This window comes from Acinetobacter courvalinii (assembly GCF_014635545.1).
Classification (GTDB): Bacteria; Pseudomonadota; Gammaproteobacteria; order Pseudomonadales; family Moraxellaceae; genus Acinetobacter; species Acinetobacter courvalinii.
This window is the reverse complement of record NZ_BMDA01000001.1, coordinates 822096-842095: the sequence shown is the minus strand read 5'-3', so window position 1 is coordinate 842095 and position 20000 is coordinate 822096. Positions and strand designations below refer to the sequence as shown.

General features: G+C 42.4%; 13 protein-coding genes. 2 read left to right on the top strand and 11 right to left on the bottom strand.

Annotated elements, in window-relative coordinates; translation table 11 throughout:
- Positions 1-9: 9 nt before the first annotated feature.
- From IEV39_RS03645 to IEV39_RS03605, 9 genes are all read right to left on the bottom strand, one after another.
- Positions 10-2997 carry a hypothetical protein gene (locus tag IEV39_RS03645; protein WP_005286589.1) on the bottom strand — a complete coding sequence of 996 codons (2988 nt, stop codon included), beginning with the start codon at positions 2995-2997 and terminating at the stop codon, positions 10-12.
- 6 nt (positions 2998-3003) lie between these two features.
- Positions 3004-5769, bottom strand: coding sequence for a type VI secretion system Vgr family protein (locus tag IEV39_RS03640; RefSeq protein ID WP_005286592.1), 2766 nt, complete (start codon positions 5767-5769; stop codon positions 3004-3006).
- Between the two features lie 87 nt (positions 5770-5856).
- Positions 5857-6630, bottom strand: a complete 774-nt coding sequence (locus tag IEV39_RS03635; protein ID WP_005286595.1) for a Rossmann-like and DUF2520 domain-containing protein — start codon at positions 6628-6630, stop codon at positions 5857-5859.
- 81 nt (positions 6631-6711) lie between these two features.
- Positions 6712-7761 (bottom strand): hypothetical protein, encoded by a 1050-nt coding sequence (locus IEV39_RS03630; RefSeq protein WP_005286598.1) that lies wholly within the window; start codon positions 7759-7761, stop codon positions 6712-6714.
- A gap of 184 nt (positions 7762-7945) precedes the next feature.
- Positions 7946-9361 (bottom strand): OmpA family protein, encoded by a 1416-nt coding sequence (locus IEV39_RS03625; RefSeq protein WP_005286601.1) that lies wholly within the window; start codon positions 9359-9361, stop codon positions 7946-7948.
- 304 nt (positions 9362-9665) lie between these two features.
- A complete protein-coding gene (locus IEV39_RS03620; protein ID WP_005286604.1) occupies positions 9666-10235 on the bottom strand; it encodes a hypothetical protein in 570 nt (189 codons plus the stop codon).
- Positions 10236-10439: 204 nt separating this feature from the next.
- Positions 10440-11672 carry a dihydroorotase gene (locus IEV39_RS03615; RefSeq protein WP_005286607.1) on the bottom strand — a complete coding sequence of 411 codons (1233 nt, stop codon included), beginning with the start codon at positions 11670-11672 and terminating at the stop codon, positions 10440-10442.
- Between the two features lie 12 nt (positions 11673-11684).
- Positions 11685-12701, bottom strand: a complete 1017-nt coding sequence (locus IEV39_RS03610) for an aspartate carbamoyltransferase catalytic subunit (RefSeq protein WP_005286615.1) — start codon at positions 12699-12701, stop codon at positions 11685-11687.
- Between the two features lie 141 nt (positions 12702-12842).
- Positions 12843-13211 (bottom strand): hypothetical protein, encoded by a 369-nt coding sequence (locus IEV39_RS03605; protein ID WP_005286620.1) that lies wholly within the window; start codon positions 13209-13211, stop codon positions 12843-12845.
- Positions 13212-13498: 287 nt separating this feature from the next.
- On the opposite strand from IEV39_RS03605, the gene rlmKL reads away from it, so the two are divergent.
- Entirely contained in the window at positions 13499-15703 is a 2205-nt protein-coding gene (rlmKL, locus tag IEV39_RS03600; RefSeq protein ID WP_005286623.1) for a bifunctional 23S rRNA (guanine(2069)-N(7))-methyltransferase RlmK/23S rRNA (guanine(2445)-N(2))-methyltransferase RlmL, read from the top strand.
- A gap of 13 nt (positions 15704-15716) precedes the next feature.
- Here the strand turns inward: rlmKL and IEV39_RS03595 are convergent, their stop codons facing one another.
- Both IEV39_RS03595 and clpB read right to left on the bottom strand, forming a co-directional pair.
- Positions 15717-16136: a hypothetical protein gene (locus tag IEV39_RS03595; RefSeq protein ID WP_005286631.1), complete on the bottom strand. Its 420-nt coding sequence runs from the start codon at positions 16134-16136 to the stop codon at positions 15717-15719.
- A gap of 165 nt (positions 16137-16301) precedes the next feature.
- A complete protein-coding gene (gene clpB, locus IEV39_RS03590) occupies positions 16302-18881 on the bottom strand; it encodes an ATP-dependent chaperone ClpB (protein WP_005286635.1) in 2580 nt (859 codons plus the stop codon).
- Positions 18882-19144: 263 nt separating this feature from the next.
- On the opposite strand from clpB, the gene IEV39_RS03585 reads away from it, so the two are divergent.
- Positions 19145-19945, top strand: a complete 801-nt coding sequence (locus IEV39_RS03585) for a M23 family metallopeptidase (RefSeq protein WP_005286637.1) — start codon at positions 19145-19147, stop codon at positions 19943-19945.
- Positions 19946-20000: the final 55 nt, after the last annotated feature.

Below are 20000 nucleotides of genomic sequence, written 5' to 3'. Positions count from 1 at the left end.
AGGTGTACCTTAAACATGGTACACCTTTTCTGATTCATCCTGCTCAAAAGGCGCTAAAATTTCAAGATTGCTGGCCATCAATGTTTGCTCTTCAAAACCTCTGGATATTCCCTGTTGTATCTTGAACTGTTCAAAACGCTGATCATCCTGATTTCTTACTAACATATAATTCCAGGTCGTACCTGTAACTGCTTTAGCACCCTTACGGTATTTTAAATAATCTTTTAACCATTGATTAATATTGGTTCCCGCATAATCAATACCCTGGTTAATACAACGAATAATATCTTCAGCATATTTAGGGTTTTCTCCATAATTTAAAAACCGAATCAAATCCCCTTCAACTTTACCGAATTGATCTCGGGTTAACTTTTCACCCAAGGGATGAATATGTTGAATAGTATTTTGCCATTCTGCAGTCGTAATACAGGTTTTTAAGATATTAATTACCGCTGTCTTTCGGGCAGGAAAAAACTTGATCTCTAAACTGCTAAATGACACATGAATATCAAAAATCGGAGCCGTACTACTCGTCCAATGAGTGACTGCATATAGGAGAATTCCTTTGGTTTCAGGAGGCGCAATGATAAGTTCCTCCCGGCCTTTAGCTGAGTTCACATGATTCGCAGTTTTTAAACGACCTTGATCAATATCTAATCTCCCTACCCAGCCAGTAAAAAAGACTGCTGCATCTTGAAAACCTTCAGTTATTGGATGATTATCACCAATACAATATGCCAACGCTTGTGAAAGTAAAGAGAATGCTTTACTGGCAATATAGACTAGACTTCTAAACCCAGCCTGTAATAACTGTAATTTAATAAATCCGATATAATTAAGAATATGCTCGGTACCTACCGTAAAAGTTGCAACCCCTTTTGCCCCTACCCCCCAACATAGATGAGCAGCAGCGCGTATTTTAAAACATCCGTCATCATAAATAATCTGAAATTGTCCTTGTGCTCCAGCTCCCGCACTAACCCCGCCTCCACCTGTCGCAGCAGCAATGGTAACAAATTCGCCTTCTCCTCCTTTATCTATATTCGGCTTAAACCATTCAATGCCACCTTTGAGCACACCTTGTATTTGTGCACCCACAAAAGCATTGATTCCTACCGTTGCTTGGGGCTTACCACTTTCCTGAGCCGCCGCAATTTCTTTTAGATCACCTTTTGCTGGCTGAAATACGGGTTTACGCTCACGATTCAGCATATTTGACATCGATTGTCCAGGTTCTCGCACTGCTGCAGTTAATACTTGCGTCGCACCTTGATGGCTAATATCTACTGATAAATTTCCTGCAATCCCAAGATTTGCCCCAGAGAAGCCCGATAACTCTGCACCAATTAAAAAACGAATCGTACCTAAATCATAATTTCCAAGTTCAAGAGCCCAGCCAGATTCACAAGGATAAAATTTACGCCACTCTTTTACACCTTCGAATAATGTCCATTTGGCGGATGCATCCCCGCTCAGTTTTGCTTTAACACCCTTTGGAGATGCACTGATCATGCCTTCGGCACTAGAACCGGCCACCATACGCATCCACTGAGCTTCCTGACTCACCGTTATATTACTACTACTAACATATTCTTCAGCGATTTCGCCACCCAAGCCACCAATCAGGTTATAAACGGCTTTATCCCCACCCACTGATTTTTTAGCGGTCAATAACTGTTTTGCAAGTTTATCAAATTCCTTTTTGATAAGACTTGGCGGAACAACCTGACCATTTTCCTGCTTAATCTTGACTTCCTTTTCTTCATTTAAGCGCCTCTGGCTATAGCTCTTATAATCAGAAACACGCAGATAACGTCTTACCAAATTATATTTGGAAGCACTCTGATTCTTTTCACCAGTTGTCTCAACAATCCATACCTCTTTAAGATCTGCAGCTTGTTTAAATTCACCATTAATTTTTTCAATGGCTTTTTCCTGATTGATATTCAACCTTTTCTCGAGTTCCTTGATTTGCTCAAGATCTCTACTTTGAATTGCTCTTGTTAATTCACTATTAGAATGATGAACTTCCTTTATTGCATCAGATAAAATTTTTGTTTTTCGATCAAATTCCGCATAAAGTGCAGGAGGAAGTACCAAAACCTCATTGTCAGATGGATTGATCACAATGGGTGGTTTCTGATTCTCACCTAAACTGGCTTTATTGTTAATATCTGGATTGGTATTCGCTGAAGCTGTTGGGAAAACAACCAACCTGATATCCTGCTTATCTACACAAGTAATTGGTTCATATAATTCACTTGTCTTTGACGTGCTTCCCATTTGATATTTAATTTGGCTTTTCAGATAAGTATCCGCTTGTTTGGTATAACCTTTTTGATCTGTTGGTGTTGGTCTAAAACCGACTAAGGGTTTACTTTGCCCCTCTCCAAAAATCTGATAGCTCATATTAGGAATACCTTTACCTCGGCTATCAACAAAGCGGTACAACACATACATTTTAAATTTCAAATATTTTCTGGACTTTATAATCGTAGTATTTTTCTTTTTATATTCCTCATAAGACATATCGAAACTTTGTTCAAGTTTTTGTACACCCTGATTAAATGTTGATGGCATTTTAGATAAATTAAAAAAATTGCCTTTAGGATTTTTCTTCGCCTGCTCTTTTAGTTCAGCACGTAATTTTTTGGATTTTTCCTGCTGAAGCTCGAACTGCTCTTTTGTTATAAACTTGATATTGTTCTCTAAACGACTATCTTGAATTTCAATAACATTTGTCCCTTCAGCCAAAACAGGTTTAATCAGCTTTTTAGGGCTAAAAATGGTTTCATGACCCTGAACAAAAACATGTAACGTCCCATTTTCACTAATTTCAACTGGCTTAGTCTGCCCCTTATCATCGGTTACCCCAGTATAGGTAATACGACTCCCCTGTTTAGGAAAAAAAAAGAGTGTGTAATTCACATTTGGCAAGACTTTGTTTCTTTGGTTATAAAAAATAATCGTTTTTTCAATAACATTATATTTATTCATTATTTTCTAACCCTTTGTTACCAGCTTATATTTAGAAGCATTTTCATCATTAATATGAATCGAAATCTTCTCTGAACTCTCTGTTGTGAATCTTTGAGTTTGGCCTGCCGCATTTGTGCGACCAGTTTGCTGACTTCCGTCTGCTCTAAATGCAATATATTCTACATTTTTCGCAGGTTTACCTTCTAAATCCACAATCTCAAAAGTCAAATAACATGGAGAGCTATTAAATTTCCTTTCTGGGGCCTCAACCTTCGCTCCCCCCATAAACAAATGCTGCCCCGCCTTGACCTCAAACTTGCCACCTGTGGTTGGCAATATACCCGAACCATCCAACTTGATCTGGGAACCACCAGCGGTAATCACGATTTCTTTCGGACTGGTAATCTCAATGCGGTCTTCGGTTGAAATAATCTGAATACCTTGCTTGGCCAGTAAATCCATTCCATCCGATTGTGCCTGAACTTCAAACTTACCTTTGGCAGCAACTTGTTTAATTCCATTCTGTGCGGCAAACAGACTGGCTTTTCCACTGATATGTGCCACCAAATTCTTCTGCGTGCTTAAGTTGATACTGTCGCCTGCAAACTGATTGATCTGCCCATCCGCAGATAAATGAATATCTTCATTGGTGCTCAGACCAATGCCTGCTGGCGAACTCAATAGCAGCATCGCCTTGTTAAACTTGGCAATATCCGCTTCAATTTCATCAGCAAACGCTTTCAGTTGATCAACTGATTCAATCTCATCGGTCTGCTGGTTCTTGGCAACTTCACTTAAGGCTTTAGCATTGTTTTGGTTGCCTTCAAGCTGCTGTTTAGCAGGCTGTGCATCAAGATGTTCGCCTTGGGCTTGATCCTGTTTGTGCGTGGAAACGAGTAAACCCTCGCCTGCACGGACTGCACCCCATTGATCGGTACGCAGTTCAAAACCTTCGCCCCGATCTTCACTTTCCGCTGTGGCTTTAGGATGGCTGAGTTTACCGAGATTGAGTTGGCTGGCAGCATGGCTGCTTTGCAGTTGTGCGCTAATCTGTCCAGTGGTGTCATCAAAGCGTAACTGGTTAAAGCCTTCGCCCTGATATTCTTTCGATTTGATCCCGGCCAGTTTCTTGGTGTCTGGCAGCTTGCCTGCGTTATCGAATTTGCTTGGGCTGCGATGCGCTTCGTGAATACGTCCGACTACAAAGGGACGGTCAATATTGCCATCAAAGAAATCAATCACCACGATTTCATCGATACGTGGCAAGAAGCGTGCACCGTAGCCTTCTCCGGCCCACGGGGTCAGTACATCGACCCAAGCTGAATCGGTATCGTTGTCATTGGCTCCTGCACCACCATCGTGGCTATGGTCTTCACTACGGGTAAACAGGAAACGGACTTTGATACGGCCCCATTCATCCACATGGATTTCTTCGCCACTTGGTCCGACCACTTTGGCGCGTTGTGGTGAAGCGGCTGGACGGTGTTGTAATGGATTGTATTCGGGTACGGTTTTGATATTGCGGCGTTGCAGAATCAGCTGATTGGCTTGGCGTTCTGCTGTATTGCTTTGTTGGCTTGGCTGCCAGTTGCTTTGGGCCAATAGCTGATGAATCTGCTGGTGTAGATCTTTGGGCAAGTTGTTCTGGTTATAGAAGTGTTTGCCTGTGATCAGGAATTCTTTATCACTGCCATCGTGCTGGTCTATTTCAGGGTGTTCGGCCAGTTCAAACCAGTAACCGACATGGGTGTCCCGGACGGTGGTCTTCGCCACAAACTGTTTCGATTGTAGATCGTAATATTGTCCGAGGTTCTGATTGAGCTTTTCTATCTGGGCATTGCCGGACTGGGTTGCACCATCTTCACCATTCAGGTCTTGCATCCATGCCGGTGAAAAATGCCAGGCCTGTTCTAGTCCTAGACTGGCATTGTCATGTTGTTCGCTGTGCTTATGCGTGCTTTGGACACTGCCTGCACCATCTTCCTGTTCCAGTGCATCAGCCTGCCAGCGTTGCACATGTACGCTGCTCGGTTGTAGAGAACGCTGTCCGACCAGACTGGTCATGCTGTCGTATTGTTCGGTAGCACTGCTGCGGTGATAACGGATCTGGCGACGTTCTAAGGCCTGATACTGGCTATTGTCATCAATCAGACGCAGTTTTTGCGGCTGAATCGCAGCACTACTTTGTGGAACGGTTATTTCTGCTTCATCCACCAGCCAGTTGATGCCTTCGCTACGTAGCAAACGGGTGAGAAAGTCATAGTCACTTTCATTGGACTGCATTATGAATGGGCGGACATCGTAATCCTGACTGAGTCCACTGAGGTCCAACGTTAGGCTGGAGGCAAATAAGGGGCTTTTTTGCTGCCATTCTTTAAAGACAACTTCCACCACATCACGTACGCTTTTATTCATAAACACGCGGCTGTTACGGCGTTGTTTCCACAGAGCCGTTGGATCTTCGAGCGTGAGTTTATAGAGGGTTAAACTACCGTCCGACTGGCCTTGCAAGGCTTGCGTAATAATGCCCGTGACACGGCTGAGTTGTCCCTGATCGGTGACGGTATCAATGGCGGCCTGGCTGCCGATGAACTGTTTCAGGGGAATGCTGGCATTGGTCGACAGGCAGATCAGCTCAGCCTTAAAACCGGCATTCAGCGCATGCTGACCATCTATGCGTTGCAGGAAAACTTGGGTATTTAAATTTTGATTCGAAAACTGAATATGAATGGCACGTTTTTGTGCTGTAAGGCCCAGACTCTCTAAAGCTTGAAATATATTAGCCAACATCTTTTTATAAAATATAAAATAAAATTTTATTAATATTATACAAAACAGACTGATTTGTCTATTTTGTATACTTATTGTTAAAAGATGCTATTGATGCCGTTTTAATATAGCTTCACTCATTAAAGCATAGATATTCTGCAAGTCAAAACGACTAGAATTTCCCAATAACTGCTGATGCATATTTAATATATTATGATCTCCTCGCATTGCGGGGCCAGTCTGCATATCCTTGGGATGATTGGCTGTGGCTTTATTTGCGGTCTCTAAAATCAGTGGATGGAGTAAGCTAAAATCTACCTGCTCGGCATCGACAATCTGCTTTGCCATGTCATAACAGTAATTACTGAAATTGCAAGCAAATACTGCTGCCAAGTGTAAAGTTTGACGTTGCGTAGAGCTATATTGATAGACACGATGGCTTAAACTGTTTGCTAATTCCGTTAAAAAAGTTAAATCCTGTGGCTCAACAGCTTCAACAAACACCGGCGTTACTGCCCAGTTTACTTCCCTGTCAAAACTAAAGGTTTGCAAGGGATAAAACACACCTGCCCGATGATGAGTATTTTGCAGAACCGACACACTGGTACTTCCCGAGGTATGCACAATCAGGTTGTCTGGTAAATAAGGTGCAATCGACTCAATTACACTGGAAATTGCCTGATCACTGACCGCAATAATCACCAAATCTGTTTGCGGATTAAGCTGCCTCACATCATCAATTGCCTGAGCACTAACAAGATTGGCCAGGGTCTGGGCACGCTGTAAGTCTCGACTAAAGATCTGAACAATCTGGTGCTGTAACTGTAAGACTTTAGCTAAATGTGTGGCAACACGCCCTGCACCGATCAATGTAATTTTCATAAACTTTATCTAAACACGTGATTTGCTTAAGCATGCCAATAAAAAAAGGACGAATCAATTCGTCCTTTTTTGCTTGTTCACTTAATTGACATTATTTAAGTAAACAACGCGTTCAATCGTGCGCTGAATAAAGCATTTGGTATATTGCATGTCCTGATCTTGCTTATGCATCGCGTCGTTCCAGTAACCCGCCTGCTTCTGATAGGTTTCACGGTCTTTCTCAGGCGTATCATAGACACTTTTCTGTGAGAGTACTTTACAATCCACATCGCGTTTCTCAAACCAGTCTGACTGGTCCTGCTGCAATTGTGCCTTCTGCTCGGCACTGAACTTGTCCCAGGTCTGGTTCAAACGTTCAACCTGCTTGCTCTTTTCCGCATCCAGCTCTTTTTTACGGATATCCATTGCTTTTTGCGCCAGATCCATCTGAGCAGATGAATTTGCATCATACTCCTGCTGAGCCTTTTCGCTATTCTGTTCAATCAGGCGGTTTTCTTTAAGGTAGGCCATGTAATGCACTGCTTTGGTTGCCATAAACACCACCCCGTCAATCACGGCATTTTGATCCGGAATATTCAATACCACACCATCTTTATCCGTTTTGGTCAGGTTATAGGTAAAGTCACCACGCAACTGGTCATCTTCAAGCTTTAATGGATAGTCGCTATCTGAGAAATAATCACCCAAGGTATAGGTTGACTGCCCTTCATCCTCACCATCTCTTTGATATTTCTGCTCTTCGAGATAAGCATTTTCAGCACGTTTCTGTAAGCCTTTAGGGAATGAAATCACCAGCTGACTATCACAATCTAATAATGTTTTTGAAGCTTGCTCAGTGTCCGTATTATCTAAAGTACGCACATTTTTGATTTCAAATTTCAGACCTTTGTTAATCTTGTCCAGCACATCATAATCTGCCTGATATTCACTTTCACGCAAGCTACGATCAATCTGCTTTAAATATGCCTTTTTTAATGCAGCCTGAATATTATTCAGGTTATCCTGATTGGTACAGCTCCATTCGGACACTGCGGCTTCAACATTTTCAACTTTATCTTTAGGTTTGAATTTATCGCATCCTGTCAATAAAACTGCTGCGGTTAAAGAGGTGAATATAAAAAACTTATTCATATTAATTACCCTGTTATCTTGTTTTTTTCGGGCGTATTCTACTCAATTTAACTCGACTTATTCGAGTCTTTTCTTATATTTGATTTAAATAAATTTAGTGATCGGATTTTTAATCCATTTATTAGATAAAATTAAAGGAGCTATCAACTGAATAGCTCCTTTATATTATGTTTTAACGCTGATTTTATGGCGTAACTGAGAACTCAATACGACGGTTTTTAAAACGCCCTTCTTCAGTGGTATTATCTGCTACCGGATTATCTGCGCCATGACCTACCGCTGTAAGCTGATCAGCAGCGACACCCTGACTGACCAAATAATCCACCACGGCTTGAGCACGTTTTTGCGATAGGGTTTTATTGCTATTGGCATTACCGGTTGAGTCTGTATAGCCCGCTACCGTTAATTTTGCATCTTTGGTATTTTTCATTAAAGCTGCAGCTTTATCTAGAATGGCTTTATTTTCATCTGGAATCTGGTTTGATGCAGTTGCAAAATTGATAATCTGTAAATTTAAAGCCTTGATCACATCATTTATATCAACCTGACTGGCATCAATATTTGCCAAAGCATCCTGTGCGGCATTTAAACTATGGCTCACAGAGTCTGCCGCAGTCATAGGTGCTTCAACCACCACTTCGGTATTAGGTACGAGCCCTTTAATTTTCCCAAGTAGATCGTTCAGTTGATTCGCATCTCCACCTTTCAGGGTGATCTTGTCACCAATCCAGTCCAGAGAAACATTCGGTACCCCTTTAAGCAGACCTAAAACACCGGCAAGGCCCGCCTGATCCATAAATGTTCCAGCATGCTTGGTTGTTGTATCAACGCTACATTGCTGATTTGCAGAAAATACTTCTTTCACTTTGGCCTGTATGGTTGCCAAAAACCCTTGATCCCCCACGCCCACCTGACATTGCGCCAAGTTACCTGAAGCATCTGTGGTTAAGGATAAGCTTGCTGGCGCCGCATCTGTCGCCACTTGTGAAGCTGAATTCGCCTCATCATTTACCGGAGCAGTGGTTTGTTTATGCTGGCATGACTTCCACAACCAGGCCACCAGTAAACCGAGAATGATAATGGCTACAATCGGCAACCAGGCACGTGATTTGGTCGCTGGTGCTGCAGAGCCTTGGGCAAAATTTGATGTTGATGCAGAGGCGCTGGAGACCAGACCCAAAGGTGCTAACAGACCGACCGCCCATGCGGGTAACAGAGCGCGAATCGAATCCATATGCTGTTTTAAATAATTTACAATACTTTGTGTATCATTTCCCGCTTCATTGGTTAAAGCGGCCAGACTTTTTGGAATCGCCTGATTCAACGTCTGTTCTGTTTCAGCACTGGAAAGCTGCCCGTTACTTAAATTGGTCAGAAGCGCGTTCTTGACTTGTTCATTATGGCCTAATAAATCTGATAATGACGGTGAAATCGAATCTTTTAATTTCTGAATAAGTTCAGGCCTTGCCGCCAAGATAGAAAGTAAAATGGGATAAAACCTGGATAAAAGAGCACTTTTTTCGTTTGCCAGACCGTCTTGATCATTTACGATCAACGAAGTCACTTTCTGCTTTAACAGTTCCATTGGGTTTATTGACATTGTTATTCACTCCAACACATTAAATTTATAATATTCAGAACACTCAAGAAATGCTAAAAAATTAAGCTCAAGTGAACTGCTGCTTTTTCATTCTAATCTTTTGTATTTTTTTTATTCGTTTTGATATCATTTAAATACAATACTTACATCACAATTTACAAATAAAAATATGAAATCTGCATGTTTATTTAACAGTTCAGGCCCTCGCGTTAGTATCACCAAGCATATCCAAAAGTACTTAATTTCTTTATTTTTACCTTAAAAATCAAAATAATATAAAAACTGATATTAATCGCATCCGACCTCATTTACTGAGCTGGTATAAAAAGATCAGGGAAAAACCAAAAAGCAGCGTAAGAAATGGAAAAATCTTGTTGTTTTTTTTCGCATCGGGAACACTCGGAATCGCAGGAATGACATCGAGCACTTGCTCTTGTAAAGCACTTTCATTTAATTGTGACAAGACTTCAGTGGTCCAGCACGGTAATAAAGAATAAATAGAGGCCTTATGATCTCTTAAATAATAAATGATCCTGATCGCATCATTACCCACTTCATTGGAAAGAACCGCCAAACTTTTAGGGATAGCACGATTTAACGTAATTTCCACTTCAGCCACAGACACTTTTCCAGCGGCCAGTCTTAACAGTAATGCATTTTTGACCCGTTCATTGTCTTCCAGCAGGTCTGAAATTGAAGGAGTTAATTTCTCTCTTAATTTATCAACCAGTTCCGGCTTTTCCAGAAAACGATATAATAAGACAGGGTAAAATCTTGATAAAACATCATTTTTTTCGTTCACAAGACTGGTTTGATCATTCACAATCACAGATGAAACTTTTTGTTTAAGCAACTCCATCGGATGTATAGACATTGTTTAAGCTCCAATTATTAGAATGGATTATTTCTCTTTTTTATAATTTTATGTAAGACATCTCTCATTTATATCATCACTTTAAGCTGTTTTTCTTGTTTTTCATCAAATCTATAAAATTTAAATACAATATCTACATCACAGTTTACAAAGCGGAACAAGACTTAGCTCCTGTTCCGCTTGATATAAAAAAGACTTAATCTGTTATGCGAAGGTCTTCATAACCTTGCCGGTCAATTGCTGACCGATAAGCGGAGTATTCTTACCTTGTGAAAGGATGGTCTCTTTAGATACCGTCCATTGCAGTTCCGGATCAATCAGCACCCAGCCTGCTTCCTGCATCCAGCGTTCTGTCATATTGGCAACTTGTGCTGGCGTCGAGGTTACTTTTGCGACCCATTCCAACGGCTCGAACAGTCCTTCCTGAATCAGTTGTATGCCTAAAGCGACATAGGTATCGAATGCCGTAATCCCCGGTTGGGTTTCTGCAAACGGTGCCATTTTCGCCGAGCTGCTCAAAGGTTCATGATGGGTACAGATGGCATCAATGACACCTTCTTTTACACCTTGACGTAATAATTGCTTATCCTGTTCCGAACGTAATGGTGGACGTACATGAGCAAGCGCGTTAAAGCCGTCAGTCAATTGCTCGGTAAGATGCAACTGATGCATAGCTACATCTGCGGTTACCGGTAAGCCTTTGGCCTTTGCTGCACGGATTAAATCAACCGATGCACCGCAAGACAATAAACCAAAGTGTGCTCTTACCCCAGTTGCTTCAATCATCAGAAGGTATTTGGCAATCGCAACGGTTTCTGCAATCGCAGGAATCATCGGTAAACCTTGGCGAGAGGCAATAAAACCTTCATGCGCACAACCGTCTTTGGCAATTTGTGGTTCTTCGGCATAGAACACTACGGTTAAACCCAAGCCAGCGGCATATTCAAGGGTACGGATCACCACATCATCATTTTCAAATGCCGCATTGGCATTTGAAACCGCGGTACAACCACCCTTCTTTAAACTGGCCATATTGGCAGGTTGCTTGCCATTTAAACCTTGGGTTTGTGCGCCAATGATATGCAAGTAGATGCCGCCGTCCAGTTGCGCTTTTTCAATCAGTCCATGGATCAGGGCACCATTGTCCTGCACAATTGGTTTTGAGTCTGGCGGTGTGATGACATGCAAAATACCGTTGGCACGTGCAGCCTTTCCTTCCGATTTCAAGGTGCCATGCTGTTGCTGGCCTGGTTCACGTAAACGTGCACACAAATCCACCATGGTCGGCATTAACCATTTGCCTTGACCATTGAGTGTTTCATCAACCTGGTCAACGGCATCAATGCGCTTACCATTTTCAATATAAACCGTTTGCACCTGATCAGTCTGTTGAATCGGATCGAGCACACGGACATTTTCAATTTTTACAATACTCATGTGATCTATCCCTTACAGTGCAATCGCTTCAATTAAACCTTGTTCTTGTAACTGCCCTTGCATCGCAAGTGCCAGTACTGCCATACGAACGGCAATACCGTTGGTGACCTGTTTTAAAATCACCGACTGATCACCATCTGCCACGCTCGAGTCAATTTCCACACCACGGTTCATTGGTCCAGGATGCATCACGATACAATCCGGCTTCGCCAGTGCCAGACGCTCTTTGTTTAAGCCGTACATTTTGTAGAATTCAGCCTGTGATGATAAGGCTGGTGAGTCGATCCGTTCATTTTGAATACGTAAGGCAATAATCACATCACAATCTTTCACACCTTCATCCATTTTATTAAACAGGCGAACATGCTCACCATATTCATTAAAGCCGACGGGCAATAAGGTATTTGGTGCAATCACACGGATATCTTTACAACCCAATGTTTGCAATGCAGCGACATTCGAACGTGCCACACGTGAATGCTTGATGTCCCCAATAATGGCAACCGTCAGTTCTTCAAAGGGTTTCTTGGTTTCACGGCGAATGGTCAGCATATCCAGCATGGCTTGGGTTGGATGCGCGTGACGACCATCTCCTGCATTGATAATCGCGACCTTTGGACAGACATCTTTGGCAATAAAATGTGCTGCCCCTGATGAGGAGTGACGTACCACGAAAATATCTGCCGCCATGGCTTCCAGATTCCACAAGGTATCACGTAGCGTTTCACCTTTTGAGGTACTTGAACGCGCAATATCGATATTCAAGACGTTGGCAGACAGACGTTTTGCTGCCGCTTCAAAGGTGGTACGGGTACGGGTGGAGTTTTCAAAGAACAGATTCATGACCGTCAGTCCTTCAAGTAACGGACGGTTGATCAAATTATTATTTTCATCTAAAAAGCTTTGCGCTGTATCTAAAATCTTGGTCAAGGTTTCTTTAGAAAGACCCTCAATTGTTAAAAAGTGTTTTAGATTTCCTTGTTGGTTGAGCTGGATCTGACTCAAAGTATGCAATGCCGCCAAGTGCATAAGAGATTCCTAACACGTTAAGTTAAGGCATTATACAGACTTTAGTTTTGCTGCGTCGTTGAAGTTTTCAGCACTTAAGTAAAAAAGGATGTACTTCCCCTTACATCCTTTTTATTTTCTCTATTTTAAATGACTTATAACTTAGCGTAATGCACCAATATAGTGATGATGCACCTGAGCCTGATAAATTTCTTCCTCGGTCACTTCCATTGAATAAGAATCTGAAACCACATCTTTTTCAACATTCAATTTATGCTCCAGTACATGTGAAGAACAAGCTTCAGGATATAACGCAATCAATGGACTCAGGCGTGCCACAAAGCGCTGCAACTCTGGATCTTGCGTATCGAGAGCAATGTCCAGTACATGTTTGGCATACTCCTGATTATTGACCAGATACATCACATCGATGACACGTCCACAAACACGTCTTAAGCGCACATACATTTGAGTTGCAATCGTAAAAGCTTCGGCATTGACCAGTACTTCATTGTTCATGCTTTCTTTCATAACATCCCCCACAACCTAAAATTAAAATTCTTAATTTTCATCAGCTTTAAGTAAAATTGCTCACTGATGTAGTACTGATTTAGAAAGCAAAACATGTACCAACTTTTTAACAAGTCAATTCTCAGCACGACATCAACTAACATTAAAAAAGTTGAGGCCGACAACATTTCGTCAAAAAAGTAGGATGAATTGCTGATAAAGCTAACAATCACACAAATATGCACCGACAGAACAAACAAAAATCAGTTAAAATAGCCGATTGCTGAACTGCTTTTTTGGAAATGTGCATGAATTCTACACAACGTCTGACAAACTATTGGGTGACCTGTGCGGATGGACTTGAAACCTTATTACAACAAGAACTCGAACAGTTAGGGATTCAGAACATTCAACGCTTCGCTGGACGTTTGGTTTTTAAAGGCACACTCGAAAATGCATATCGCATTTGTATGTGGTCGCGTCTTGCCTCTCGCGTACTGTTACCGATTCATACCCATGAACTTGAACATACCCATGACGCACGTGATGTTGCTGAAGAACTCTATGAAGGTGCGATCAGCTTTGACTGGTCTTTGATTTTTGCACCGCAAAGTACTTTTGCCATTCGTTTGCATGTTGAACGTGAAATTAAGGTCAATACCCAGTTTGCGACACTTCGTGTTAAAGATGGTGTAGTCGACTCCTTTATGGAAGCTGTGGGCAAACGTCCAAGTATTGATATCAAGCAACCGGAAATTACACTCTATGTATTGGCGGGTAAGACCGAACATACCTATTGCCTGGACTTATCTGGTGATTCTTTACATAAACGTGGCTATCGCCGTTTTATGACCGATGCCCCAATTAAAGAAAATCTGGCTGCGGCGATTTTACAGAAAGCACAACTGGCCCAATATCAACCCGATATTATCCTCGATCCAATGTGTGGTTCGGGCACCTTTATTATTGAATCACTCTTGATTCTGACGGACCGCGCACCTGGTCTGGTTCGCCGTTTTGGTTTTAATGGCTGGCATGGGCATGACCATGAATTATGGATGTCGCTCAAAGCCGAAGCTGCCGAGCGTCATGAAAACGCCTTACGGCAACCTTTACCTCAATTTTATGCCTATGATGCCGACTGGGAAGCAGTAAAAGCGACGCGTCAGAACATCATCGCTGCTGGTTTTGAAAAATTACTGGATCAAATCCAGATTGAAGAACGTACTTTGGCCGACTGGGATGATTTCCATGCTGAAGGTAAAAAAGCCTTTATTGTCACCAACCCACCGTATGGCGAACGTTTAGGTGATAAAGCATCGAATCGTTCTTTATATCTCGGTTTATCTGTTTTACTGCAAAAGAATTTCCCAAATCAGCGCGCAGCCATCATCGCCGCTCAAATTGAGCAGGCAGACGTACTGGCATTTAACGACCCACAAACCTTGCGTTTGATGAACGGTAAATTACCGATCTATACCCGTTTTGGTACAGTCAAACCTGCGACCGTAACCCAGCCCTTCCTGGCCAATTGGCAACCACAACAATTTGAACCGATTGAAGGTGCCGAAGACTTTACCAACCGTTTGCAAAAGAATATGCAAACTTTAAAAAAGTGGGCAGTGAAAGAAAATATCTATTGCTTACGTTTATATGATGCTGATTTACCAGACTTTAATATTGCAGTTGATTTGTATGGTGACAAATTGCATGTACAAGAATATGCACCACCAAAGAAAATTGACCCAGAGAAAGCCAAAAAACGTTTTAACCTTGGTCTGGCAGCGATCCGAGCGGTCACAGGACTCAATCGTGATGCCATCTTTATTAAAACCCGTGCTCGCCAAGCTGGAACAAATCAGTACACCAAACAGAGTACGGCTTCTAAACGTTTTATCGTTCAGGAAGGCAATGCGCGTATTCTGGTGAATCTGACCGATTATCTGGATACGGGTCTGTTCCTGGATCACCGCCAGATGCGTTTGCGTATTGCCAAAGAAGCACGCGGCAAGCATTTCCTGAATCTGTATAGCTACACGTCTACGGCCAGCTTACATGCTGCTTTAGGTGGCGCAGCCAGTACCACCAGTGTCGATTTATCTAATACTTATTTAAGCTGGTCGAAAGAGAACTTTGTTCTGAATGGTTTAACCGTAGATCATGCTGATGAACAACATATGTTCTTCGCCAGCGACTGCTTTGAGTGGCTTAAAGAAGGTCATGAGCAATATGATCTGATCTTCATTGATCCACCAACCTTCTCTAACTCGAAGAAATTCTATGGTACCTTTGACGTACAGCGTGACCATGTTTCATTGCTTAAACGTGCCATGAACCGCCTAACCAGTGACGGTACGCTCTACTTCTCAAATAACTATCGTGGTTTTGAGCTAGATGAAGAGATTGAGGCCATGTATCAGGTCGAAGAAATCACTTCTGAAACCATTGGTCTGGATTTTAAACGCAATCAGAAAATCCATCGTGCCTGGAAAATTCAGCACCCAAGTATTTAAGTGTTTAGAATACTCATCGAAAAGTAATTTTACTTTTCTTGATATTCGGTGAGTCAAACTCATAAATCATAAAGCGATCAGGAGCCTCTGCATGAGGCTTTATGGTCGCTTTTCTTTTCTCACGAACATCCATCACCGTGGTTTTTTTCTGCTCTTCGTAAGCTGAAAAACCTCCTTCAGCAAGCATGCTGACACGAATTTCACGCAAATTCCTGTCACTTAGTACACGCTGTGAACGCCAGCGTTCTTCCGCAGGCTTTAATGCATCCTGTTGAGCTTTGATAATGATATTTGGCAAGGCATTATTTAGCGCCCCTGTTTGCAAAGATAAGGTTCCCTCCGGCAATGGCTGTGCAGCATGTCCGATAGAAGATAAAGCACTGAACAACAAAATTACACACGTGCCTGTGTAATGATGTCTATTTTTTTGCATTTTAATTCATCCTGAATCTTGTTCTTATTTATTTTGAAGCTATCAAGTTTTTATAGCAGTGGCAATGTCATTGGTAATATTCCTGTAAAAATCTGACCAGATGCACCAATACAAAAAAAGATGGTGATTTTCATCACCATCTTTGGGTCATACTCTCAGCTAGGATTAGCTCAGTTTTAACTTATCAAACACCAGATGACCACTGTCGCCTTTGATCAGGATATTATCGCCAGGCTGGAACTCACCAGACAGGATTTTCTGAGCCAGACTGTTTTCCACCTGTTGCTGAATCGCCCGTTTCAATGGACGCGCACCATAGACAGGATCAAAACCAGCATCAATCAATAAATCAAAAGCAGTATCATCCACCGTTAAGCCCATATCACGTTCACTCAAACGTGTACGTAAACGATCTAACTGAATATCTGCAATACCACGAATCTGTGCTTTTTGCAGCGAATGGAAGATGACCAGCTCATCAATACGGTTGATAAACTCTGGGCGGAAATGTTGCGTAACCGCACTCATCACCACGGCCCGTACTTCATCATCGGTTGCACCTTCTCCAAGTTCACGTACATCTTGCGAACCCAGGTTAGAGGTCATTACGATCACCGTATTCTTAAAGTCAACCACACGACCTTGAGAATCGGTTAGGCGTCCATCATCCAGGACTTGCAACAAGATATTGAAGACATCTGGATGCGCTTTTTCCACTTCATCGAATAACACCACACTATATGGCTTACGACGCACAGCTTCAGTTAAGACACCGCCTTCTTCATAACCGACATAGCCCGGAGGTGCACCGACCAAACGGCTCACGGAATGTTTTTCCATAAATTCGGACATATCAATACGAATCATGGCATCATCGCTATCAAACAGGAAGTTAGCCAATGCTTTGGTTAACTCGGTTTTACCTACCCCAGTCGGACCAAGGAACAGGAATGAGCCACTTGGACGATTCGGATCGGATAAGCCTGCACGTGAACGACGTACTGCATTGGAAACCGCAACCACAGCTTCATCCTGCCCAACCACACGGTTATGCAAAAACTCTTCCATATTGAGAAGTTTTTCACGTTCACCTTGAAGCATTTTCGCCACAGGAATTCCTGTTGCCGCACTCACGACTTCAGCAATTTCGTTTTCAGTGACTTTGGTACGAATCAGCTTCGGCTCTTCATTTTCCTCAGCAACTTCAGCTTGCTCCAGACGTTTTTGCAACTCTGGAATGACACCATATTGCAAGCGTGCAGCTTCAGCCAGATCACCTTCACGTTTGGCTTTTTCCAAAGCGCTACGTGCCTGATCAAGTTCAACCTGTGCCTTTTTATCACCTTCAACCAAGGTTTTTTCAGCTTTCCAGATCTCTTCCAGATCGTTGTACTCTTTTTGCTTTTCAGCGATCTGCTGCTCAAGATGATTCACTTCGGCTTTACTACCCGCGTCTTCATCTTTTTTCACCGCTTCCAATTGCATTTTCAACTGGATTAAGCGGCGATCAAGTTTGTCCAGCGCTTCTGGCTTGGAATCGATTTCCATTTTGATGCGCGACGCAGCCTCATCAATCAGGTCAATCGCCTTATCGGGTAACTGGCGATCCGTGATATAACGATGCGACATCTTCGCCGCAGCGATAATGGCTGAATCCAGAATCTGCACACCGTGATGGGTTGCATATTTCTCTTTAAGACCACGCAAAATCGCAATGGTATCTTCGACACTCGGCTCATCCACCAACACTTTCTGGAAACGACGCTCAAGCGCAGCATCTTTCTCGATATATTGACGGTACTCATCTAAAGTGGTCGCACCCACACAACGCAATTCACCACGTGCCAAAGCAGGTTTTAACATATTACCTGCATCCATCGCGCCATCACCTTTACCTGCGCCAACCAGCGTATGCAACTCGTCGATAAACAGGATGATTTCACCTTCGTGCTTGGCAAGGTCTTTGAGGACTGCTTTTAAACGCTCCTCAAACTCACCACGATATTTTGCACCCGCAAGCAATGAACCCAAATCGAGAGAAAGTACACGTTTGTTTTTGAGGCTTTCAGGCACTTCGCCATTAACAATCCGTTGTGCCAAACCTTCTACAATCGCAGTTTTACCTACCCCCGGCTCCCCAATCAGCACCGGGTTATTTTTGGTACGGCGTGATAATACCTGAATGGTACGGCGAATCTCGTCATCACGACCAATTACGGGATCCAGCTTACCCGCTAAGGCACGTTCAGTTAAATCAATGGTATATTTATTCAGTGAGTCACGTTGATCTTCATGATTATTGCTCATGACTTTGTCATTTCCTCGAATATTTTCAATTACTTTACGTAAACTTTCAGGTGTAACCCCGACACTATTTAAAATGGTTTTGGTTTCACCGGTTTCTGCCAGACCAAGTAATACCCAATCGGTTGATAAAAACTCATCGCCTGCTTTCTGTGCATAACGGTCAGCTAAATTCAGCGCCTTTACCGCTTCAGGATTGAGATTGATATCACCGGTAGGATTTGCCAATGTTGGCGCATTTTGCACGGCTTGTTCCAGCTTCTGCTTTAACTCTGGTAAACGCGCGCCCGCTTGTTGCAACAAACTCAAATTGGCAGGTTCTTCCAATAAAGTAGCAAGAATATGAATACCTGCAATCGAGGTATGGTCTTTACCCATTGCCAATGATTGTGCATCTGAGAGTGCTTGCTGTAAGCGGTTTGTAAATTTTTCAAAACGCATTCTTGTTATTCCTCACAACAAATTTCTAACTTATCACTTAGATGGGAACACTTTTTTAAATTTCAAATAAAAATTTATATATTTTTCAATATTTTATAAAACAAAAAATGAATAAAACTCAGTAATAATATGGGTATATAAACATTCTATTTCAAGTATATTTTGTATAATTTTTCTGTCTGTTCCGTTCTAAACACAATTATGATTGTGATTTTTCACCGAACGATTTAGCCTAACCCCTTACTTGATTCAAAATGACACTCATGTACTTAAAAAAATTTTTATTGGGGGCAGCTTGCCTACTGCCTCTTCATTCGGTATTTGCCCAACTTCCCCAAGATTCACGTCGCGCTGGTGGGATTGCTGTCATTCCCTTAAACACAAATACCACTCAGGTCTTTTATGAGCAAAAGCCCGTACTCATTACTCAGGAAGGCACACAGCGATATGCCGTGTTTGGTATTCCACTTTCTGCGCCATTAGGCAGTTTGAGCTTAACTACCAATACCACGCCGATTCAGATCGAAGTAACGCCATACCAATATGCTGAGCAGCGTTTAAACGTCAAAAATCAGGACTATGTCAATCCGAATCAGGACCAGCTTGATCGCTATGCACGTGAAGCAAAAGAGCAAAATGATATTTATAATTCATTTACGCCAAGCAGCTGGCACAGCTTTCCTGCTTTCATTCGCCCTACCGCTGGTAAATTTAGCAACTCTTTTGGCAGAAAACGCTTTTTCAATGGTGAAGAACGCGCTCCGCATTCTGGCCTCGATATTCCCGCGCCAGTGGGACAAAAAGTCGTTGCGCCTGCAGAGGGTGTGGTTGTCGGGACAGGCAACTATTTCTTTAATGGCAATACGGTACTGATTGATCATGGGCAAGGACTGATCAGTATGTTCTGCCATCTCAGCAAAATTAATGTAGAAAAAGGTCAACACATCCAGCAAGGCGAAGTGCTCGGACTGGTCGGTAAGACAGGACGCGTCACAGGGCCACATTTACATTGGGGAATGAGCCTGAATAATGCCCGGGTAGATCCACAGTTATTTTTAAAATAAACAGTGCAACAAATAAAAAGTGATCGGCGCAAAACCGATCACTTTTTAGCAAAAC